Consider the following 21,464-nt stretch of genomic DNA (forward strand, 5'->3'; position numbering starts at 1 on the left):
AAAGCGTGGATTGACAATTCTCAGAGCTGCTTTATTCGCGACTCCCCTGGTCGGGCAGCTCACAGCCCTGTTCTGCGGGTAATAAAAACTGGAATTAATAAACAGCTGTTCCTGACTCTGATTACGTCCGAATGTAACGCGCGCGTGACGGAGGCAAAAGCGAGGAGCAAGGAGTCCTTATGTTAGATATCGTCGAGCTGTCGCGGTTACAGTTTGCCTTAACGGCGATGTACCATTTTCTGTTCGTCCCTTTAACGCTGGGTATGGCGTTTTTGCTGGCAATCATGGAAACGGTCTATGTCCTGAGCGGCAAACAGATTTATAAAGATATGACCAAATTCTGGGGCAAGTTATTTGGCATTAACTTTGCGCTGGGTGTGGCCACCGGACTGACCATGGAATTTCAGTTCGGGACAAACTGGTCCTATTACTCTCACTACGTCGGCGATATCTTTGGCGCGCCGCTCGCTATCGAAGGGCTGATGGCGTTCTTCCTGGAGTCCACCTTCGTCGGCCTGTTCTTCTTTGGCTGGGATCGGCTGGGTAAAGTGCAGCACATGGCGGTCACCTGGCTGGTGGCGCTGGGTTCAAACATGTCTGCCCTGTGGATTCTGGTCGCCAACGGCTGGATGCAGAACCCCATCGCCTCTGAATTCAATTTCGAAACCATGCGCATGGAGATGGTGAGCTTTTCCCAGCTGGTACTTAATCCGGTGGCGCAGGTGAAATTCGTTCACACCGTGGCGGCGGGTTACACCACCGGGGCGATGTTTATTCTCGGCATCAGCGCCTGGTACATGCTGAAAGGCCGCGACCTCGCCTTCGCGAAACGCTCCTTCGCTATCGCGGCCAGCTTTGGCATGGCAGCAGTGCTCTCCGTGATTCTGCTGGGCGACGAATCGGGCTATGAGATGGGCGACGTGCAGAAAACCAAGCTGGCCGCTATCGAAGCGGAGTGGGATACCCAGCCAGCACCCGCCTCCTTCACCCTGTTTGGCCTGCCCGATCAGGCAACGCAGGAGAACCGCTATGCCGTGCAGATCCCCTGGCTGCTGGGTCTGATCGCCACCCGTTCTGTCGATAAGCCGGTGACCGGCCTGAAAGATCTGATGGCGCAGCATGAAGTCCGCATCCGTAACGGTATGAAAGCCTACACCCTGCTGAATGAACTGCGCAGTGGCAGCCAGGATCCGGCGGTGCGTGACGCCTTTAACCAGCACAAACAGGATCTCGGCTACGGCCTGCTGCTGAAACGCTATACCGACAACGTGGCGGATGCGACAGAAGCGCAGATCAAACAGGCAACGCAGGACTCCATCCCGCGCGTTGCGCCGCTCTACTTCGCGTTCCGCATCATGGTGCTGTGTGGCGTGCTGCTGCTGGGCATTATCACCCTCTCATTCTGGAGCGTAATACGTAATCGCGTAGGCAAAAACCGCCTGTTACTCAAGGCGGCGCTGTTCGGGATCCCGCTTCCCTGGATTGCCGTGGAGTCGGGCTGGTTCGTGGCGGAATATGGTCGTCAGCCCTGGGCAATCGGTGAGATCCTGCCGACCGCGGTAGCCAACTCCTCGCTGACCACCGGCGATCTGCTGTTCTCGATGATCCTGATCTGCGGACTCTACACGCTGTTCCTGGTGGCTGAGATGTATCTGATGTTTAAATTCGCCCGTCTGGGGCCGAGCAGCCTGAAAACCGGGCGTTATCACCATGAGCAGATCACGGCAACCCCCCGGCCGGTGCAGGGATAAGGAGAGCGACCATGTTTGATTATGAAGTTCTGCGCTTTGTCTGGTGGCTGTTGATTGGCGTGCTGCTGATCGGTTTCGCGGTCGCCGATGGGTTTGATATGGGCGTCGGGATGCTGACGCGTATCCTGGGACGCACCGACACCGAACGGCGCGTCATGATTAACAGCATCGCCCCTCACTGGGACGGTAACCAGGTCTGGCTGATCACCGCGGGCGGTGCGCTGTTTGCGGCCTGGCCGATGGTCTACGCGGCGGCCTTCTCCGGCTTCTATGTGGCGATGATTCTGGTGCTGGCGTCGCTGTTCTTCCGCCCGGTCGGCTTTGATTATCGTTCGAAGATTGAAGACACCCGCTGGCGCGCGGCCTGGGACTGGGGCATCTTCATTGGCAGTTTTGTGCCGCCGCTGGTGATCGGTGTGGCGTTCGGCAACCTGCTGCAGGGGGTCCCCTTCCATGCCGATGAGTATCTGCGTCTGTTCTACACCGGCAACTTCTTCCAGCTGCTGAATCCGTTCGGGCTGCTGGCGGGTGTGGTGAGCGTCGCGATGATTCTGGCGCAGGGCGCAACGTATCTGCAGATGCGCACCACGGGTGAGCTGCATCTGCGCGCACGCACCGCCGCGCAGCTTGCCGCGCTGGTGATGATGGTCTGCTTTATTCTGGCGGGCGTCTGGGTCAACTATGGCATTCCGGGCTATGTCGTCACCAGCACAATGGATCACTTCGCGGCATCGAACCCGCTGGGTAAAACCGTGGTGCGCGAAGCGGGGGCCTGGATGGTCAACTTCCGCCAGCATCCTGCGCTGTGGCTGTTCCCGCTGCTGGGCGTGGTGCTTCCGCTGCTGACGATTCTCTGCTCACGGATGGAGAAGGGCGCCTGGGCGTTCCTGTTCTCCTCACTGACGCTGGCCTGCGTCATCATGACCGCGGGCATTGCAATGTTTCCGTTTATCATGCCCTCCAGCACCGTGCCGGGCGTCAGTCTGACGATGTGGGATGCGACCTCCAGCCTGCTGACGCTGCAGACCATGACTGTGGCCGCCGTGATCTTCGTGCCGATCATTCTGGCTTACACCACCTGGTGCTACTGGAAGATGTTTGGCCGTATCACCAAAGAGCATATTGAAAGCAACAGTCACTCACTCTATTAATTAAGGAGATGTCGCATGTGGTATTTTGCCTGGATTCTTGGCACCCTGCTGGCCTGTGCTTTTGGTATTGTGACCGCGCTGGCGATTGAGCAGGCTGATGCACAGGATGAGCCGCGCTGATGCGTAAGCCCATCCGGATGCTCTACGACCTGATGGACAGGGGCCCGCTGCGGGCCCTTTCACTGCTGCTGGCGCTGGTCATGGCCGGGGCGGTGATGTGGGACCCGACGCGCTCTGGCAGCCAGGCGGGACCGTTGCCGGCGCTGCAGGGGCTGGTGCTGATCTGGGCGGTCTGCACCGGCGTGATCCACGGCGTGGGTTTCCGGCCACAGAAAAGCCGATGGCAGGCGATCTTCACGCCGTTACCCGCCATGCTGGTATTGGGCCTGGCGCTTTACCGTTTTTACCTCTGAATCCCCGTCTCACCGGCGCTGACAGTGAATTTATGTCAGCGTCTGGTCAATAAATCTCCCTGAAATCGTTCCGTTTGTTACGGAGCGATAATTATTTTCGTCTGGCTCTGGCGACCCATTCCCAACCCCAATTCTCTTGCGTATAGTAGCAACGTTTAAAACGAGGCCGGGATGTAGAGTGAGTACAACGCTGTTTCGCTGGCCGGTTCGGGTCTATTACGAAGACACTGATGCCGGTGGTGTGGTTTATCACGCCAGCTATATCGCTTTTTATGAACGAGCACGCACCGAAATGTTGCGCCAGCACCATTTCAGTCAGCAGACGCTGTTAGAGCAGCAGGTCGCTTTTGTGGTGCGGCGTATAACGGTGGACTATCTGGCGGCGGCGCGTCTTGATGACCTTCTGGAGATCCAGAGCGAAGTGACATCAATGACACGGGCTACCATGACGTTCACGCAACGTATCGTGAATACTGAAGGCAAAGTGCTCAATGAGGCAGAAGTCCTGATTGCCTGCATTAACCCACATCTGATGAAGCCGATTGCGCTTCCCAAGTCTATTGTCGCGGAGTTCAAGCAGTGACTGACATGAACATTCTTGATTTGTTCCTGAAGGCGAGCCTTCTGGTCAAACTTATCATGTTGATTTTGATCGGCTTTTCTATTGCCTCCTGGGCCATCATTATTCAGCGCACACGCATTCTGAATGCGGCAGGCAGAGAAGCGGAGGCGTTTGAAGACAAGTTCTGGTCCGGCATCGAGCTTTCCCGTCTTTATCATGAGAGCCAGGAGCGTCGGGATGAGCTGGCAGGCTCTGAACAGATCTTCTACTCCGGCTTTAAAGAGTTTGCCCGACTGCATCGCGCCAACAATCATGCGCCGGAAGCCGTCATCGAAGGGGCCAGCCGTGCGATGCGCATCTCCATGAACCGCGAGCTGGAAGCGCTGGAAAGCCATATCCCGTTCCTCGGCACCGTGGGCTCCATCAGTCCCTATATCGGGCTGTTCGGTACGGTCTGGGGGATCATGCACGCCTTTATCGCGCTGGGCGCGGTAAAACAGGCGACGCTGCAGATGGTGGCACCCGGCATCGCCGAAGCACTGATTGCGACTGCGATCGGCCTGTTTGCCGCGATTCCGGCGGTCATGGCGTACAACCGTCTGAACCAGCGCGTCAACAAACTGGAGCAGGGCTACGACAACTTCATGGAAGAGTTCACTGCCATCCTGCATCGCCAGGCTTTCTCCAGCGATAGCGCTAAGTAAATAGAGGTTAATGATGGCCAGAGTACGTGGTCGCAAAAGCCGCGACCTGAAGTCGGAAATCAACATCGTTCCGCTCCTGGACGTCCTGTTGGTGCTGTTGCTGATCTTCATGGCAACGGCGCCCATTATTACCCAGAGCGTGGAAGTGGATCTGCCCGATGCGACCGACTCGAAAACCGTTTCCAGCGATGATAATCCGCCGGTGATTGTTGAAGTCGCGGGCGTAGGGCAATACAGCCTGGTCGTGGATCATGACCGCATGGATCAACTTCCGCCAGAGCAGGTGATCAGCGAAGCGCAGCGTCGGCTGGAGGCGAATCCTAAGACGGTCTTTTTAATCGGGGGCGCGAAAGAGGTGCCTTACGATGAAATTATTAAAGCGCTGAACCTGCTGCACCAGGCGGGTGTTAAATCTGTCGGTTTGATGACGCAGCCGATTTAAAATCGAACCGTTTTTTGGGAACCGAGTGTGTCGAAGGCAACCGAGCAAAACGAGAAGTTAAAGCGCGCGATAATCATTTCGGTGATTCTGCATATCGTGCTGATCGCGCTGCTGATATGGAGCTCGTTTAATGAGCACATTGACCCCAGCAGTGCGGGGGGCGGCGGCGGGGATATTGATGCGGTCATGGTCGATCCCGGTGCCGTTGTCAGTCAATACAATCGTCAGCAGAACCAGCAGAGCGACAGTCAGCGTGCTGAGCAGCAGCGTAAAAAGCAGGCGCAGCAGCAGGCTGAAGAGCTGCAGCAGAAACAGGCTGCTGAACAGCAGCGTCTGAAAGCGCTGGAGAAAGAGCGCTTAGCGGCGCAGGAAACGGCGAAAGAAGAGGCTAAGCAGCAGGCGGCCCAGCAGAAAGCGGCAGAAGAGGCGGCGAAGCAGGCGCAGGAGCAGCAGAAAACGGCTGAAGCGGCGGCGGCGAAAGCCAAAGCCGAGGCAAAAGCTCAGGCGGATGCCCAGGCCAAAGCCGCTGCCGAAGAGGCGAAGCAGGCGGCAGCCGAAGCAAAAAAGCAGGCTGATCAGCAGGCCAAAGCCGCCGCAGCGGCGGTGGCCAAAGAGAAAGCCGTAGCCGAAGCTAAGGCTAAATCGGAAGCGGATGCCAAAGCGGCCGCCGAAGCCAAAGCAAAAGCCGCTGCCGACGCGAAAGCCAAAGCGGCGGAAGAGGCCAAAGCGAAGGCCGCCGAAGCCAAAGCCAAAGCGGCGGAAGAGGCGAAAGAGAAAGCTGCCGAAGCCAAAGCGAAGGCGGCGGAAGAGGCGAAAGAAAAAGCTGCCGAGGCAGCCAAAGAGAAAGCCGCCGAAGCGGCCAAAGCGAAAGCCGAAGCGGCGAAAGAGGCCGCGAAAGAGAAGGCCGAAGCCGCAGCGAAAGCCAAAGCGGATGCGGCCGCAAAAGCCAAAGCGGATGCCGCGGCAAAAGCCAAAGCTGACGCGAAAGCGAAAGCGGCCGCCGATGCGGCGAATGACAGCGACGTCGATGATTTACTGGGCGGCCTGACGTCCGGTAAAAATGCACCGAAAAGCGGTGCCTCCGGTGGCGCAGCAGGGCAGGGAAACCAGAAGAAAGCCGGTGCAACAGGCGCGGAAATCAACTCCTACATGGGACAGGTGGTCAGTGCGATTCAGAGCCGGTTCTATGATGCGGATCTCTATCGCGGAAAAACCTGTGATTTGCGGATTAAACTTGCGCCTGATGGATTGTTGATTGATGTTAAGGCAGAGGGGGGCGATCCTGCGCTCTGCCAGGCCGCGATTGCAGCCGCCAGACAGGCACGAATTCCGAAGCCGCCTTCGCAGGCGGTCTACGAAGTGTTTAAAAACGCCCCGATGCGTTTTAAACCGCAATAATGCAGTAACGGGCGGCAAGTTGATCTATGGTTAGCTTGCCGTACTAAGTCTTACTCGTGGTTTCCAGGAACAGTGCCAATTATCGTGGACTGAGGTTCAGATAAGGGAGATAAAATGAAGCAAGCTCTTCGCGTTACGTTAGGCTTTTTTATCCTGCTGTGGGCAGCCGTGCTGCATGCAGAGGTCCGGATTGAGATCACCCAGGGCGTGAACACCGCACGTCCGATTGGTGTGGTGCCGTTTAAATGGGCCGGCGCTGGCGCCGCGCCGGAAGATGTGGGCGGCATCGTGGCCGCTGACCTGCGCAACAGCGGCAAATTCAATCCGCTGGATCGCTCACGTCTGCCACAGCAGCCCACCAGCGCGCAGGAAGTGCAGCCTGCCGCCTGGAGCGCGCTCGGCATCGATGCAGTCGTGGTAGGTCAGGTCGCCGCTAACCCGGATGGCAGCTATCAGGTCTCTTACCAGCTGGTGGATACCGGCGGCGCGCCAGGGACCGTACTGGCTCAGAACTCCTACAAAGTGACGAAGCAGTGGCTGCGTTATGCGGCGCACACTGCCAGTGATGAAACTTTCCAGAAGCTGACCGGCATCAAGGGCGCTTTCCGCACCCGTATCGCCTATGTCGTACAGACTAACGGCGGGCAGTTCCCGTATGAGCTCCGCGTGGCCGATTACGATGGTTACAACCAGTTCGTCGTGCACCGTTCACCCCAGCCGCTGATGTCACCGGCCTGGTCTCCGGACGGCAGCAAAGTTGCCTATGTAACCTTTGAGAGTGGCAAGTCGGCACTGGTGGTTCAGACACTCTCTAACGGTGCGATCCGTCAGGTGGCTTCGTATCCACGCCATAACGGTGCCCCGGCGTTCTCGCCGGACGGTTCTAAGCTGGCGTTCGCGCTCTCTAAAACCGGCAGCCTGAACCTTTATGTGATGGATCTGGCCTCTGGTCAGACGCGTCAGGTGACCGATGGTCGCTATAACAGCACTGAACCGACCTGGTTCCCGGACAGCCAGACACTGGCGTATACCTCCGACCAGGCCGGTGCGCCTCAGATCTACAAAATTGGCGTTAATGGCGGCACGCCACAGCGTATTACCTGGGAAGGCGGTCAGAACCAGGACGCGGATGTCGCTACAGACGGTAAATCAATGGTGATGATCAGCACCAGCGGTGGTGCGCAACACGTCGCCAAACAGGATCTGGAAACGGGAGCCGTTCAAACGTTAACGGACACGTTCCTGGATGAAACGCCGAGCCTGGCACCAAACGGCACAATGGTAATCTACAGCTCTACTCAGGGTATGGGTTCCGTGCTGCATCTGGTTTCAACCGACGGCCGTTTCAAAGCGCGTCTTCCGGCAACCGATGGACAGGTAAAATTTCCTGCCTGGTCGCCGTATCTGTAATGTCTGATCCGTCAGACATCGCAAACAATAAACAATAATGGGATTTTTGAAATGCAACTGAACAAAGTGCTGAAGGGTTTGATGCTGGCTCTGCCGGTTCTGGCAGTAGCGGCTTGTAGCTCACACAAAAACAACAACAATGACCAGACTGGCATGGGCGCTGATGGCGCTTACGGTGCAAACTCTGGCATGAACGGCAACGGCGGCAACATGTCTTCTGACGAGCAGGCTCGTCTGCAGATGCAGCAGCTGCAGCAGAACAACATCGTGTACTTCGGTCTGGACAAATATGATGTCCAGTCTGATTACGCACAGATGCTGGATCAGCACGCAAGCTTCCTGCGCAGCAACCCGTCTTACAAAGTGACCATCGAAGGTCATGCGGATGAGCGCGGTACGCCGGAATACAACATCGCCCTGGGCGAACGTCGTGCTAACGCTGTGAAAATGTACCTGCAGGGTAAAGGCGTGTCGGCTGATCAGATGTCTATCGTTTCTTACGGTAAAGAGAAGCCAGCCGTTCTGGGTCATGACGAAGCAGCGTACTCTAAAAACCGTCGTGCCGTACTGGTCTACTAAGAGAATCACATGGTTAGTAACTTCAGACGTCATCTGTTGAGTCTGTCGTTACTGATTGGCGTAGCGGCCCCCTGGGCCGCTAATGCCCAAGCGTCAATCAGTAGCGTTGGCTCCGGCTCGGTCGAAGACCGTGTCACCACTCTTGAACGAATCTCCAATGCCCAGGCTCAGCTGATGCAACAACTGCAGCAGCAGATGAGCGATAACCAGCGTGATATCGATGCGCTGCGTGGGCAAATCCAGCAAAATACGTATCAGCTGAATCAGGTGGTCGAGCGGCAGAAGCAGCTTTACCAGCAGATCGACAGCCTGAGCAGCGCCAGCAGCAGCGGTGGTCAGCAGGCGGCCGGCGGCGATGCTGCAGCAGATACCGGCGCAGCAGCCACCGCAGGCGCGGCCGCATCGGCGCAGAGTGCTCCGGCGCAGACCGGTGACGCTAACAGCGATTACAATGCGGCTGTGGCGCTGATTCTGGAGAAGAAGCAGTATGACCAGGCGATCAGCGCGCTTCAGGCGTGGGTAAAACGTTACCCGGATTCGACCTATCAGCCGAATGCGAATTACTGGCTGGGTCAGCTGAACTACAACAAAGGTAAAAAGGACGACGCGGCTTACTATTACGCCACGGTAGTGAAGAACTATCCGAAGTCGCCGAAAGCCGCAGAAGCGCTGTTTAAAGTGGGCGTCATCATGCAGGAGAAAAAAGACACGGCGAAAGCCAAAGCGGTCTTCCAGCAGGTGATCAAACTTTATCCGGATAGCGATTCTGCGAAACAGGCTCAGAAACGTCTGGCAAGCCTGTAATCTGACCGGTTTTGACCAGATATCGTGTGATTTCTGGTCTTGCCGTATGAAAGGTAAGCAGTTGACGCCTCTGGCAGAAATAAGAGTTGCGCTACCTCGCTAAATCAGTAATATATGCCGCCGTTGCCGGGACACATTGCAGATGTGTCTGGTAAGCCTGAAGATGGGTCGTTAGCTCAGTTGGTAGAGCAGTTGACTTTTAATCAATTGGTCGCAGGTTCGAATCCTGCACGACCCACCATCTTCTTCAGACCCGCGTTAATCGCGCCGTGTTACGAAGAAGCCTTCAGCATCGCTTCACAGTCATAAGATGGGTCGTTAGCTCAGTTGGTAGAGCAGTTGACTTTTAATCAATTGGTCGCAGGTTCGAATCCTGCACGACCCACCATCTTATCTCAGCCGCCCGGCGTGCTGAACGATTGTAAGCCCCCCAGCGGGTCGTTAGCTCAGTTGGTAGAGCAGTTGACTTTTAATCAATTGGTCGCAGGTTCGAATCCTGCACGACCCACCAATTCAGAAAAAAGCGCCTTTAAGGCGCTTTTTTCGTTTTCAGCGCATGGCGTCTGGCGTGCAGGGTGAGAACCTGCCGCAGGTCCGACTGAATCGCCTGCGATTCAGGCTGATGCGTGAGCATCACCCGGAGGGCGAGGCCCGTAAGGGCCGATGGCAATCCTGCACGACCCACCAATTCAGAAAAAAGCGCCTTTAAGGCGCTTTTTTCGTTTCTGACGCACGGTGATAATCGTGCAGGATGAGAACCTGCCGCAGGTCCGACTGAATCGCCTGCCCGCCTCCTCACTGCCACCGTTACAGCTTTTTCTTCGTCTTCGCCACCGCCAGGCTCTCCCAGATATGCATCACCGCATAGCTGCGCCAGGGACGCCAGGCGAGTGAGCGCGCCTCGGCCTGTGAGGCCGTCATGCCGCCCAGATTATTGCGGATGGCGATATCCTCTTTAGGAAAGGCATCCGGCCAGCGCAGGGCGCGCATCGCAATATAGTGTGCGGTCCAGGGACCAATACCCGGCAGGCTGACCAGCTTCTTTATCACCTCGTCTGGTGACTGAGCGGCACTGAGCCGCAGATCGCCGCTGGCACAGGCCGTAGCAAAGGCGATGATGGCGCGGGAGCGCGCGGCGCTGACGATGCCGAGCGGCGCCACATCATCCACCGACGACGCAGCGATGCGTTCAGGCAGCGCCGTGTAGCGGGTCAGATCGGGAAAAGGCGTCTCACAGGGCTCGCCAAACGCGGCGGCAAAACGGCTGCTGACGGTGGTCGCCGCTTTAACCGTCACCTGCTGGCCGATAATGGCACGCACGCCCAGCTCAAAGGCGTCAAACGCGCCAGGCACGCGCAGCCCGGGATGAGCAAGCAGGCTGGGGGCCAGCAGCGGATCCTGAGACAGGCAGGCCGCGATACGCTGCGGCTGAGCATCCAGATCGAACAGATCGCGCAGGCGACGCAACAGCAGCGGCAGCACCGGTGTCAGCGAGGCAGAGAGCGTCACCTGCAGCGCATTCTTCTGCGGCAGATGCGACACGCTGACCCAGCCCCGACAGCGGCCCAGCGCCACAGTGCGCCGCCAGCTGCCATCCTCCACCGCTTCAACCTCTTTCATCAGGTGCGTCTGCAAAAACCAGAGCATCGCCGCCCAGTCATAGGGCGGGCGATAAGTCAGCCGCAGCGTAATGCGGTCGCCTGGCTGCGTAGCCTGAACTGCGGGCTCATCCCGGCGCAGCGCGCTGGGCGTCATCCGATAGCGCGCCTGAAAGACATCGTTAAAACGCCGCAGGCTGCGGAAACCGCTGGCGTAGGCGACCTCCGTGATCGGCAACCGGGTCTCCGTCAGCAGCTGTTTTGCCAGCAGCATACGCCGCGTCTGTTTCAGCTCCAGCGGCGATACCCCCAGCTCCTGCTGCACGATGCGCCGCAGCTGGCGCAGACTGAGTCCGAACTCCGCCGCAATCGCATCCAGCCCTTCGCGCTCCTCCAGCATCCCCTCCTCAATGCGCTGAACCAGCCGCTCCGCCACGCGATGAGGCTGATCGACCGGTGCGTTACCCGGCGCCAGCTCAGGGCGACAGCGCAGACAGGGGCGAAAGCGGGCTTTCTCCGCCGCCTCGGCGCTGCTGAAGAACAGACAGTTTTTAAGCATCGGGGCTTTCACCGGACAGACCGGACGGCAGTAGATGCCGGTGGAGGTGACGCCCACAAAGAAAACGCCGTCGAAGCGGGTATCGCGGGAGGTCAGTGCCTGGTAGGCAATGTCGGGACTGAGCATGGCATTTCTCCGGTAAAGAGCCGCAGTCTATACCGGCAAACGCCGTCAGACTGGCTGTTTTCGGACAGCACAATAGTTTAGCGCCATGACCGGAAACAGCCAGTCAGTCCACGGAAAAGTGCGATAATGGGCGACAGAATCGCGACGGGAGAATCACCATGTACTACTTCAGAATGATAGCCACCCCGGTGGGTGAGCTTAAACTGGTCGCCAGCGACAGCGGCCTGGCGGGCATCCTGTGGGAAAATGACGATCCGAAACGCACCCGATTTCTGCCGCAGGTGCAGGATGACGACCATCCTGTTCTGCGTGAAACCGGGCGTCAGCTTAAGGCGTATTTTGCCGGAGAGCGGCGCGACTTCGAGCTGCCGCTTGATTTTGTCGGCACCGATTTCCAGAAAAAAGTCTGGCAGGCGCTGATAGCGATCCCGTTTGGCGAAACGCGCAGCTACAGCCAGATTGCGCGGGAGATCGGCCATCCGCTGGCCGTGCGTGCGGTCGGCGCGGCCAACGGGCGTAATCCGCTCTCGATTGTCGCGCCGTGCCATCGGGTTATCGGATCCAACGGCAAGCTCACCGGCTTTGCGGGCGGCCTGGAGATCAAAGCCTTCCTGCTGTCGCTGGAAAGCGCTCAGCCATCGCTGGCGCTGGCCGGGGAAACACCGCCGGCGGAACAGGCCTTATGATCCGCCAGGAATAAAAAGCTCACGACAGGGCCGGTTTTTTCCGCTATCGTGTTTAGCATATAAAACAAGATGGCGTGATCAACGTCATAAGTTGCCTGATAAGGCGATTTTCGTTAACTAGATAAAACGAGAGCTGTGTCATGAGTGTGATGTTCGATCCTGAAAGCGCCGTTTACCCCTTTCCGCCGAAACCTGCCCGTTTAGGTGACGATGAGAAGGCGTTCTATCGTGAGAAAATCAAAGCGTTGCTGAAAGCACGCAACGCGGTAATGGTGGCGCATTACTACACGGATCCGGAGATTCAGGCGCTGGCAGAGGAGACGGGCGGCTGCGTTTCCGACTCCCTGGAGATGGCACGCTTTGGCAGCAATCACGCCGCAACCACGCTGCTGGTGGCGGGTGTACGCTTTATGGGGGAAACTGCCAAAATTCTCAGCCCGGAAAAAACCGTGCTGATGCCTACCCTGCAGGCGGAGTGCTCGCTGGATCTCGGCTGCCCGATTGAGGAGTTCAATGCCTTCTGCGATGCGCACCCCGATCGCACCGTCGTGGTCTATGCCAATACCTCTGCCGCCGTGAAAGCGCGTGCCGACTGGGTCGTGACCTCCAGTATTGCGGTCGAGCTGATTGAGCACCTCGACAGTCTGGGCGAAAAGATCATCTGGGCACCGGATCGCCATCTTGGCCGTTACGTTACCCAAAAATCGGGCGCGGATGTGCTGTGCTGGCAGGGCGCCTGTATCGTGCATGACGAATTCAAAACCCAGGCCCTGCAGCGGATGAAGGCGCTCTATCCTGACGCGGCGGTGCTGGTACATCCGGAGTCGCCACAGGCGATTGTCGATCTGGCGGACGCGGTTGGCTCGACCAGTCAGCTGATTCAGGCCGCGAAGTCGCTGCCGCATCCGCAGATGATTGTGGCTACCGATCGTGGCATCTTCTACAAAATGCAGCAGGCTGTGCCGGATAAAGAGCTGCTGGAGGCGCCGACGGCGGGTGAGGGGGCGACCTGCCGCAGCTGTGCACACTGTCCGTGGATGGCGATGAACGGCCTGAAAGCCATCGCAGAGGCGCTGGAGTCGGGTGGGGTGGAACATGAGATTCAGGTGGATGAGACGCTGCGTGAGGCGGCGTTACTGCCGCTTAATCGCATGCTATCCTTTGCAGCAGACCTTAAACTTAACGTGAAGGGCAACGCGTAAGCGTTTCCCGGACAGGTGCTCTGCATGGACTTCTTCAGCACACACAATATTCTGGTTCATATCCCCCTGGGGGCTGGCGGCTACGATCTCTCATGGATTGAGGCTATCGGCACCCTGGCGGGCTTACTCTGCATCTGGTTTGCCAGCCTGGAAAAAATCATCAACTACCCATTCGGCCTGCTTAACGTCACGCTGTTTGCGGTGATTTTCTTTCAGATCCAGCTCTACGCCAGCCTGCTGCTGCAACTCTTCTTCTTTGCCGCCAACCTCTACGGCTGGTACGCCTGGAGTCGTCAGACGGCCGATAACGAGGCGGCGCTGAAAATCCGCTGGCTGCCGCTGCCCAGGGCGCTGGCCTGGGGGGCGGGTTGTGTGATCGCGATTGCGCTGATGACCCGCTATATCGACCCGGTATTCGCGCTGCTGACCCGCGCGGCCGTTGCACTGATGAACGCGCTAGGTCTGGCGGTGGCGATGCCCGAACTGCAGCCGGACGCCTTCCCGTTCTGGGATGCCTGCATGATGGTGCTGTCGATTGCGGCGATGGTGCTGATGACGCGCAAATATGTTGAGAACTGGCTGCTGTGGGTGATCATCAATGTGATCAGCGTGATGATATTCGCCCGTCAGGGCGTGTATGCGATGTCGCTGGAGTATGCGATTCTGACGCTGATCGCGCTGAATGGTTCACGTATCTGGATCCGCAGCGCGCGGCAACAGGGTTCCCGCGCGCTGTCGGCTCAGTGAGTGTGCGCCTTGCCGCTGGCGTGAGCAGCATCATGCCTGTGGTCATGATCGTGCGCATGGTGATGGCCGCTGGCCGCCGCGCTGCTTAAGCCCAGTTCACAGTCGGCTCCGGTGCAGGGCTGATACTCCATCTGCACCGTGGCATGTTCAATCTGATAGTGCTTCCGCAGATAGTCGTGAATACGGTGCAGCAGCGCATCATGATCGTAAGGCGGGATCACCTGTGCGTGCAGCGTCAGCAGCGGCTTTTCCCCCACCTGCCACAAATGCACATGGTGAACATTGCGCACCTCGGCGATGTTCAGTGTAAGATCGCGCATCAGCCGGTTCACATCCAGCGAATGCGGGGCGCCTTCCAGTAACTCCTGCAGACTCTCCCGCAGCAGCGACCAGGCGCTGCGCAGCACCAGCAGCGAAACCAGCAGTGACAGAATCGGGTCGATAGGCATCCAGCCGGTCAGCAGAATGATCACCGCCGCGACAATCGCCCCCACCGAACCCAGCAGATCCCCCATCACATGCAGCGCGGCGGCGCGCACGTTGAGGTTTTTCTCTTCGCTGCCGTGATGCAGCAGCCAGAACGACAGAATATTGGCGACCAGGCCACCAATCGCAATCCCCAGCATCAGGCCGCCGGTCACCGGCTGCGGATCGGCAAAGCGGCGCACCGCCTCCCAGACGATCAGCGCGGTGATGCCCAGCAGCGCGATGGCGTTCACAAAGGCCGCCAGGGTGGTCAGCCGCAGCAGACCAAAGGTGTGGCGTGCGTTGGGTTTGCGCCGTGAAAACTGCACGGCCAGCAGCGCCATCAGCAGCGCGGCGGCATCGGTCAGCATATGCCCGGCATCGGCCAGCAGCGCCAGCGAGCCGGAGATCCAGCCGCCGATGACTTCGGCAACCATAAAGAGAACGGTCACCCCGAAGGCGGCCGCCAGACGCGTGCGATTACTGTCCTGCCCGCTATGAGTGTGGGTGTGTGCCATAAGATTCCAGTTTTTTGAGTAACCTGTCTGTTAATAATATCAGTGATTGCCATGTCTCAGAGGGATCCTGACGCGCGCCTGCCTGTTCCACCAGTTGCTGGCTGAGCTGTGCGCCCTGTTCCAGCCCCGCCAGCAGCCAGCTTCCTTTCATGCGGTGCGCCGCTGCGGCGAACGCGGGCCAGTCTGCCCGGGCATACGCCTCATGCATGGCTGCCAGGTCCTGTGTCAGTGTGCTATGCAGTGTACGGCTCAGGCGAGTGAGAAAGGTCTCATTCTGCTGTGCCAGCTGCCACAGATTGTCATCCAGCGCCGCCAGTGGATCGCGCTGAAACGCCGCCAGCAGTGCGCGGAGATCGGCTGACTGGACCGGTTTGATCAGTACCTGCTCCCGCGCCTCCAGGGTGCGCGTCAGCAGCTGCGCATCGGCCGAGCAGAGCACCCGCATCGCCTGCCGTCCCCGCTGGCGGTCACGCCGTCGCAGCAGGCGCAGCAGCAGCGTGCCGTCGGGCCGTGGCATCATCTGGTCGATAAACAGCAGGTCATACGGCTGCTGTGCATCGGCCCGCAACAGCGCACGTCCCTCTTCAAAAATATCAGCCTGAATCGCGAAGCGCGCCAGTTGCTGCTGCATTACCAGCAGGTTGGTCGGATGATCATCCACAATCGCCACCCGCAGTTCAGGAAAGGCGGGCAGGGCGGTCTCCTCTCTATGACCGGGCGGCGAAGCAGGCTCCAGCGGCAGCGTGACAGTCACCTGCGTTCCCTGTCCGGGTTCAGAGGCGAGCCGGATGTCGCCGCCCATCCGCAATACCATCTCACGACAGATAAACAGCCCCAGCCCGCTGCCCTGCACCGAAACAGATTTGCCGGACGGTGCCTGATACCAGGGATCAAACAGCTTCTGCTGCTCATCCGGCGGGATCCCGCTGCCGCTGTCGCTGACCGTCAGGATCAGCTGCTGCTCTGCGGCCAGGGTCAGGCGGATGGTACCGTGACGGGTAAATTTCAGCGCATTGGTCATCAGATTATTGACTACCTGCTGCAGGCGATCGGCATCGATCATTATCAGGTCAGGCAGCGGCGTCAGGGCCTCAACGATCAGGCGTGGCCCCTCTGCGCGCATTAACGGATGATAGAAGTGCTGCTGCTGATTAAGCCACTGCGCCAGCGCCAGCGGACGCGGCGCCAGGGTAAAACTGTTGCTCTCGATACGCGCGTGATCCTGCAGGTCATTCAGCAGGGTCAGTAACGACTGTGCGCTGCTGTGCAGCAGCGTCAGGTTCTGGCTGCTGCGCTGCTGCTTCTCCAGCTCCAGCAGCCCAAGAATTGCCTGCATCGGCGTACGCAGCTCATGGCTGACGGTTGCCAGAAACTGGCTCTTCATCGCGTTGGCGTGCTCGGCCTGTTCGCGCTGCTGTCGCTCCCGGCGCTGCTGCCAGTAGCGGCGGGCCAGCAGCAGCAGCAGCAGCACAATCGCCGCCACCGCCAGCACCATCATCGGCAGCGAACGCATCACCCTCACGCTGCCGGGCTGCGGCGGGGTAGACCAGCTGTCGCGCATCCGGCTCTGGGTGTCGGCCGGGATCTGCTGTAAGGCGCGATCGAGCAGGGTTCGCAGCACCGGCTCGTCAGGCGTTACGCCCAGCGCGACAGGCCAGGCGATGTCGCTGGCGGCAAAGGCGAGATGAATGCGCGCATCGTCGCGGCTGGCGATGCGCCAGCGGGCGGAGAGCACGTTATCAACCAGCGCATCGATCTCGCCCTTTGCCAGTGCGTCATAAAGGCTGTTGCGGTCGGCAAACGGCTGTGCCTGCAGATCCGCAGGCAGCAGCCTCAGTGCGAGATCCCCCTGCAACACGCCGATCCGCCTGCCGTGCAGATCGTGCCAGTGTGCGGGCGTATCGGTGCGGATGCTGTAGATCCCCCACAGCGCACGCCATACCGGCAGCGAGGTGCTCTGCATCGCATCACCGTCCAGCGGCTGCATCAGTTGCAGCATCGCCTGATGCTGCGCCATCAGCGCGCTGGCCTGGCGGGGATTACTGACCCAGACCGGTTCAAACTGCAAGCCGGTGCTCTGGGCCACTGCCTTCAGCAAATCGACGCTGTAGCCCCGGGCGATGCCGCTGGCGTCACGATAACTCCAGGGATAGTTGTCCGGTTCGGCGGCGTAGGTGATGCGCGGATGATTGGCTATCCAGGCGCGTTCCGTCGGACTGAGCATCAGGGTCTGCGTATCCTGATAGCGCGGCAGGCTGCTGCTCCAGCGCGCCTGCAGCGTGTTCATCAGTTCCGCAGGGAGCTGACGCAGGCTCTGATTAATCCAGTCGATCAGCTGAGGGTCGCGCGCAATCGCCCGCAGATTGAGTTGTCCGGCGTCGATGTGGGAGGCGATCTGGTAGATCTGCCCCTGCTGCAGCTGGCTCAGCAGGAAACCGGCGCTGGTCTCATCCGCCACCACATAATCATTCTGCTGATTTATCAGGGTATAGATCGCCTGCAGATCGCTGCTGTAGTGACGCCAGCTGTGACGGGCCGCCAGCCCGGGCGGGAGCTGCGCCAGGGTGCTGTCGCTGATCGCCAGCGAGGCGTTGTGGCTGTTGAACATCACGGCACGCTGGTTCTGCTGATTGCGATAGACCCGCAGCGGGCTGCTGTACCAGTTGTCACTGCTCAGGATGGCATCGGGCAGCGGCGAAACCCACATGCCCAGCGCAAAATCGAGCTGGCCGCTGTTCAGCGCCTCCAGCAGATGTGGCTGATCGCGGTAGAGGCTGAGCGTGAACTGTGCGCCGGTCAGCTGTCGCAGCGCAGAGAGGTAGTCGGCGTTGATGCCATAGAGATCGTTGCCGACGCGCATCGTCCAGGGCGCATGGTTCTCTTCCAGCAGGCCGACACGCAGAATTTTACCCTGCATGGTGTCGGCATGCGTTACCGGCAGCATCATCGGCAGGTTCACGCTGCTCACCGGCCGCACCTCCGCCAGCGCCGGACCGCACAGCAGCAACAGGATCAGCAGGAGTGTTCTCACTGCTGCGCCTTCCACAGGTCAGCCAGCTCCACCACCGAGCGGGCACCGGTTTTTTCCAGAATGTTCTTTTTATGCGTGCTGACCGTTTTATTGCTGATATGGAGCTGATCGGCGATCTGCAGATTGGACAGGCCGCTGGCCAGCAGCGCCAGAATCTGCCGCTCTTTCTGCGTCAGCGGCAGTTCAGGTTCATCCTCCTCCATCGGCGGAAAAGCCGTCTGCCCGCCCAGCACTGCCAGGATGGCACTGAGCAGCTGCGCCATGCGCTGGCTTTTCACCACATAACCCGCCGCGCCCAGCGCCTGCGCGCGGCGCACATAGTGCCGCGTCTGTTGCGCAGAGTAGATCAGAACCGGGCAGTCGGGCCGGTGGATCTTCAGGCGGCGCAGGATCTCCAGCCCATCGCCATCCGGCAGGCCAATATCCAGTACGATGATATCCAGCGGCTGCTGAAGCAGAGGACGGGCGGCTTTTTCACTGCTGGCAGAGAGGAGCTGAACCGGAATGGGGGACTGGCTCAGCGCGGCGTCAAGTGCCACTTCGACCAGCGGGTGATCGTCAATCAAAAGCAAAACGGCCATGAAGGATTCCCTGTCAATTTAACAGGATTAGCATAGCGGAAGAGCCGGGCGGAAGGGAGAGAAACCAGGAGAGCGTGCGCTCTCCTGGATAAAACAGGATTACTGAGTGGTACCGTCGGTTTTCTTATTCACGTCACCGCCGCCCACTTTGGTTTCAACCTTGCGGTTGATATTCGGACACTTGCCATCTTTACACTGGCTGTTCTGGTCGATCTCATCAGCCGTCATATTGCCCATGCTGGTGCTGCTGCCAGAGGTGGCCGGGTTCATATCCTGACCGGTGTTATTAATTTTGCTGTTATCAACCTTATTTGGCGGCAGATTTTCTTTTGCTCCGCCGGCTGCTGCGCCTGCACTGGCAGCCTGGTTCGCTGTCCCGTTGTTGCTGCCCTCAGCCAGGACCGCGCCACTGCTCAGTGTCATTGCTGCTGTCAAAAAGAGTAAGGCAAACTTTTTCATCATTATGCTCCCGTTAATCAATGAAGAGGCTTTAAGCCCAGAGGTGCAATTTCGGGTAAGAAAATCCCTGACGAAATAATATCCGCCAGTTTGCTTAAACAGGGTGATTAAATTGTGTAAGCGGGACGTTCCTCAGTGCTTACCATTAAAAAGTCTAGTCGGTAACCTGATTATTGCAAATATCACCCGCACAACTGTTCCGCTGCGGGAATTTACACCCATGGCGCTTCGGGCTACATTGGGCGGGTTGTGTCCGGCGGGCGCCGGGCCAGAAATAATATGGAATCAGTATGAATTACCAGAACGATGACTTACGCATCAAAGAGATTAAAGAGCTGTTACCTCCGGTTGCGCTGCTCGAAAAATTCCCGGCGACCGATCGTGCTGCACAGACCGTTTCACAGGCCCGTCAGGCGATTCATCAGATTCTGCAGGGTCAGGACGATCGCCTGCTGGTGGTGATTGGACCCTGCTCCATTCACGATCCTGAAGCGGCGAAAGAGTATGCCGGTCGCCTGCTGACGCTGCGCGAGGAGCTAAAGGGCGAACTGGAAGTGGTGATGCGCGTCTATTTCGAGAAGCCACGCACCACGGTGGGCTGGAAAGGGCTGATCAACGACCCCTATATGGACAACAGCTACCAGCTCAACGACGGCCTGCGTCTGGCGCGCAAACTGCTGCTGGACATCAACGACAGCGGCTTACCGGCGGCGGGTGAGTTCCTGGATATGATTACCCCGCAGTATGTGGCTGACCTGATGAGCTGGGGCGCGATTGGCGCGCGGACCACCGAATCTCAGGTTCACCGCGAGCTGGCTTCCGGGCTCTCCTGCCCGGTCGGTTTCAAGAACGGCACCGATGGCACTATTAAGGTGGCAATCGATGCGATTAACGCGGCGGGTTCACCGCACTGTTTCCTCTCCGTGACGAAATATGGCCACTCGGCGATTGTCGAAACCAGCGGCAACGGCGACTGCCACATTATCCTGCGCGGCGGCAAAGAGCCGAACTACAGTGCGCAGCATGTGGCCGCGGTGAAAGAGGGGCTGGCGAAAGCGGGTCTGCCACAGCAGGTGATGATCGACTTCAGCCATGCCAACAGCAGCAAGCAGTTCCAGCGTCAGCTGGTCGTGGCAGATGATGTCGCGCAGCAGCTGAGCGGCGGAGAGCAGGCGATTATCGGCGTGATGATCGAGAGCCATCTGGTGGAAGACAACCAGAGCCTGGAGAGCGGTGAGCCGCTGGTCTATGGCAAAAGCGTCACCGACGCCTGCATCGGCTGGGAAGATACGGACAAAGTGCTGCGTCAGCTGGCGGCAGCGGTGAAACAGCGTCGCGGCTGATCGCAGAGGCTGAGAAGAGCCAATAAAAAAGGCCAGACGGACGTCTGGCCTTTTTGCCTTTCAGCGCGGAATTACTTCGCTTTACCCTGATTCGCAACGGCTGCGGCTTTCGCAGCAATCTCGTCCTGGTCGCCCAGGTAGTAGCGTTTCAGCGGCTTGAAGTTTTCATCGAACTCATACACCAGCGGTACGCCGGTCGGGATGTTCAGTTCGAGGATCTCATCTTCGCTCAGGTTATCCAGATATTTTACCAGCGCGCGCAGGGAGTTACCGTGTGCGGCGATGATCACTTTCTCACCGCTTTTGATGCGCGGCAGAATGGTGTCGTTCCAGTAGGGGATAACGCGGTCGATGGTCAGTGCCAGGCTCTCGGTAGTTGGCAGCTGCTCCGGGGTCAGTTTTGCGTAACGCGGGTCGTGGCCAGGGAAACGCTCATCGGCACGATCCAGCTCTGGTGGGGTGACGGCAAAGCCACGACGCCACTGTTTAACCTGCTCGTCGCCATATTTGGCAGCGGTTTCCGCTTTGTCCAGACCCTGCAGCGCACCGTAGTGACGCTCGTTCAGACGCCAGGTTTTCTCAACCGGCAGCCAGGCCTGATCCAGCTCATCCAGCACGTTCCACAGCGTGTGAATCGCACGCTTCAGTACGGAGGTGTAAGCGAAATCAAAAACAAAGCCCTCTTTCTTCAGCAGCTGTCCCGCTGATTTGGCTTCGCCACGACCTTTCTCAGAAAGGTCAACATCATACCAACCGGTAAAGCGGTTTTCGTTGTTCCACTGGCTTTCGCCGTGTCGCACCAGAACCAGCTTAGTTACAGCCATAGCTTAACTCCTTAATACTGTGATGTTTCTGTGAGATTGAAACCTGCTGCTGCCCGCCTGACACACGGGCTGATAGCGCCATACCATAACGGAAAAGCGGGCAGCGCGTAA

General features: G+C 58.6%; 21 protein-coding genes, 3 tRNA genes and 1 other RNA gene. 19 read left to right on the forward strand and 6 right to left on the reverse strand.

Annotated elements, in window-relative coordinates:
* Positions 1 to 179 precede the first annotated feature (179 nt).
* The 15 genes from cydA (at position 180) to ACR6AS_RS01975 (ending at position 9,901) form a co-directional block, all read left to right on the forward strand.
* Positions 180 to 1,751 carry a cytochrome ubiquinol oxidase subunit I gene (cydA, locus tag ACR6AS_RS01905; protein ID WP_293773711.1) on the forward strand — a complete coding sequence of 524 codons (1,572 nt, stop codon included), beginning with the start codon at positions 180 to 182 and terminating at the stop codon, positions 1,749 to 1,751.
* An 11-nt stretch (positions 1,752 to 1,762) separates the two neighbouring features.
* The gene (gene cydB, locus ACR6AS_RS01910; protein WP_293773714.1) at positions 1,763 to 2,902 is read left to right on the forward strand and encodes a cytochrome d ubiquinol oxidase subunit II; all 1,140 of its coding nucleotides are present in this window, start codon (positions 1,763 to 1,765) and stop codon (positions 2,900 to 2,902) included.
* A gap of 15 nt (positions 2,903 to 2,917) precedes the next feature.
* A complete protein-coding gene (cydX, locus tag ACR6AS_RS01915; RefSeq protein ID WP_111141599.1) occupies positions 2,918 to 3,022 on the forward strand; it encodes a cytochrome bd-I oxidase subunit CydX in 105 nt (34 codons plus the stop codon).
* Entirely contained in the window at positions 3,022 to 3,315 is a 294-nt protein-coding gene (gene ybgE / locus ACR6AS_RS01920) for a cyd operon protein YbgE (protein ID WP_434160950.1), read from the forward strand. Before cydX ends, ybgE begins: the two co-directional genes overlap by 1 nt.
* 178 nt (positions 3,316 to 3,493) lie before the next feature.
* Positions 3,494 to 3,898: a tol-pal system-associated acyl-CoA thioesterase gene (gene ybgC, locus ACR6AS_RS01925; protein WP_111141603.1), complete on the forward strand. Its 405-nt coding sequence runs from the start codon at positions 3,494 to 3,496 to the stop codon at positions 3,896 to 3,898.
* Positions 3,895 to 4,581: a Tol-Pal system protein TolQ gene (gene tolQ, locus ACR6AS_RS01930; protein WP_111141605.1), complete on the forward strand. Its 687-nt coding sequence runs from the start codon at positions 3,895 to 3,897 to the stop codon at positions 4,579 to 4,581. Before ybgC ends, tolQ begins: the two co-directional genes overlap by 4 nt.
* A 13-nt stretch (positions 4,582 to 4,594) precedes the next feature.
* Positions 4,595 to 5,023, forward strand: coding sequence for a colicin uptake protein TolR (gene tolR, locus ACR6AS_RS01935; RefSeq protein WP_013357153.1), 429 nt, complete (start codon positions 4,595 to 4,597; stop codon positions 5,021 to 5,023).
* A 27-nt stretch (positions 5,024 to 5,050) separates the two neighbouring features.
* Positions 5,051 to 6,421 (forward strand): cell envelope integrity protein TolA, encoded by a 1,371-nt coding sequence (tolA, locus tag ACR6AS_RS01940; protein ID WP_434160952.1) that lies wholly within the window; start codon positions 5,051 to 5,053, stop codon positions 6,419 to 6,421.
* A 114-nt stretch (positions 6,422 to 6,535) separates the two neighbouring features.
* Entirely contained in the window at positions 6,536 to 7,831 is a 1,296-nt protein-coding gene (gene tolB / locus ACR6AS_RS01945) for a Tol-Pal system beta propeller repeat protein TolB (protein ID WP_111141609.1), read from the forward strand.
* A gap of 51 nt (positions 7,832 to 7,882) precedes the next feature.
* Positions 7,883 to 8,410, forward strand: coding sequence for a peptidoglycan-associated lipoprotein Pal (pal, locus tag ACR6AS_RS01950; protein WP_111141611.1), 528 nt, complete (start codon positions 7,883 to 7,885; stop codon positions 8,408 to 8,410).
* A gap of 9 nt (positions 8,411 to 8,419) precedes the next feature.
* Positions 8,420 to 9,214, forward strand: coding sequence for a cell division protein CpoB (cpoB, locus tag ACR6AS_RS01955; protein WP_111141613.1), 795 nt, complete (start codon positions 8,420 to 8,422; stop codon positions 9,212 to 9,214).
* A 165-nt stretch (positions 9,215 to 9,379) separates the two neighbouring features.
* Positions 9,380 to 9,455: transfer RNA gene (locus tag ACR6AS_RS01960), tRNA-Lys, on the forward strand.
* A gap of 71 nt (positions 9,456 to 9,526) precedes the next feature.
* Positions 9,527 to 9,602: transfer RNA gene (locus tag ACR6AS_RS01965), tRNA-Lys, on the forward strand.
* Positions 9,603 to 9,649: 47 nt separating this feature from the next.
* Positions 9,650 to 9,725, forward strand: a tRNA-Lys gene (locus ACR6AS_RS01970).
* A gap of 43 nt (positions 9,726 to 9,768) precedes the next feature.
* A non-coding RNA gene (locus tag ACR6AS_RS01975) (RtT sRNA) lies at positions 9,769 to 9,901 on the forward strand.
* Positions 9,902 to 10,021: 120 nt separating this feature from the next.
* Here the strand turns inward: ACR6AS_RS01975 and ACR6AS_RS01980 are convergent.
* Positions 10,022 to 11,497, reverse strand: a complete 1,476-nt coding sequence (locus ACR6AS_RS01980) for an AlkA N-terminal domain-containing protein (RefSeq protein ID WP_293773728.1) — start codon at positions 11,495 to 11,497, stop codon at positions 10,022 to 10,024.
* Positions 11,498 to 11,655: 158 nt separating this feature from the next.
* On the opposite strand from ACR6AS_RS01980, the gene ACR6AS_RS01985 reads away from it, so the two are divergent.
* The 3 genes from ACR6AS_RS01985 (at position 11,656) to pnuC (ending at position 14,132) form a co-directional block, all read left to right on the forward strand.
* On the forward strand, positions 11,656 to 12,183 hold the full coding sequence (locus ACR6AS_RS01985) for a methylated-DNA--[protein]-cysteine S-methyltransferase (protein ID WP_111141617.1): 528 nt from the start codon (positions 11,656 to 11,658) through the stop codon (positions 12,181 to 12,183).
* A 140-nt stretch (positions 12,184 to 12,323) separates the two neighbouring features.
* A complete protein-coding gene (gene nadA, locus ACR6AS_RS01990; RefSeq protein WP_111141619.1) occupies positions 12,324 to 13,385 on the forward strand; it encodes a quinolinate synthase NadA in 1,062 nt (353 codons plus the stop codon).
* A gap of 24 nt (positions 13,386 to 13,409) precedes the next feature.
* Positions 13,410 to 14,132, forward strand: coding sequence for a nicotinamide riboside transporter PnuC (gene pnuC, locus ACR6AS_RS01995; RefSeq protein ID WP_111141621.1), 723 nt, complete (start codon positions 13,410 to 13,412; stop codon positions 14,130 to 14,132).
* On the opposite strand, the gene zitB is transcribed toward pnuC, so the two are convergent.
* The 4 genes from zitB to ACR6AS_RS02015 form a co-directional block, all read right to left on the reverse strand.
* On the reverse strand, positions 14,126 to 15,115 hold the full coding sequence (gene zitB / locus ACR6AS_RS02000; protein WP_367396171.1) for a CDF family zinc transporter ZitB: 990 nt from the start codon (positions 15,113 to 15,115) through the stop codon (positions 14,126 to 14,128). The genes pnuC and zitB overlap by 7 nt on opposite strands.
* Positions 15,093 to 18,161, reverse strand: a complete 3,069-nt coding sequence (locus tag ACR6AS_RS02005; RefSeq protein ID WP_434160957.1) for an ATP-binding protein — start codon at positions 18,159 to 18,161, stop codon at positions 15,093 to 15,095. The genes zitB and ACR6AS_RS02005 overlap by 23 nt, the downstream gene beginning before the upstream one ends.
* On the reverse strand, positions 18,143 to 18,727 hold the full coding sequence (locus tag ACR6AS_RS02010) for a response regulator transcription factor (RefSeq protein WP_111141953.1): 585 nt from the start codon (positions 18,725 to 18,727) through the stop codon (positions 18,143 to 18,145). The genes ACR6AS_RS02005 and ACR6AS_RS02010 overlap by 19 nt, the downstream gene beginning before the upstream one ends.
* Positions 18,728 to 18,826: 99 nt before the next feature.
* A complete protein-coding gene (locus ACR6AS_RS02015) occupies positions 18,827 to 19,189 on the reverse strand; it encodes a YbgS-like family protein (protein WP_199560045.1) in 363 nt (120 codons plus the stop codon).
* Positions 19,190 to 19,476: 287 nt separating this feature from the next.
* Between ACR6AS_RS02015 and aroG the strand changes: the two genes are divergently transcribed.
* Positions 19,477 to 20,529 carry a 3-deoxy-7-phosphoheptulonate synthase AroG gene (gene aroG / locus ACR6AS_RS02020; protein WP_434160959.1) on the forward strand — a complete coding sequence of 351 codons (1,053 nt, stop codon included), beginning with the start codon at positions 19,477 to 19,479 and terminating at the stop codon, positions 20,527 to 20,529.
* Between the two features lie 71 nt (positions 20,530 to 20,600).
* Here the strand turns inward: aroG and gpmA are convergent, their stop codons facing one another.
* Positions 20,601 to 21,353 carry a 2,3-diphosphoglycerate-dependent phosphoglycerate mutase gene (gpmA, locus tag ACR6AS_RS02025; protein ID WP_009091367.1) on the reverse strand — a complete coding sequence of 251 codons (753 nt, stop codon included), beginning with the start codon at positions 21,351 to 21,353 and terminating at the stop codon, positions 20,601 to 20,603.
* Positions 21,354 to 21,464 lie beyond the last annotated feature (111 nt).

Source organism: Pantoea phosphatilytica, from assembly GCF_051025615.1.
Taxonomy (GTDB): domain Bacteria; phylum Pseudomonadota; class Gammaproteobacteria; order Enterobacterales; family Enterobacteriaceae; genus Pantoea.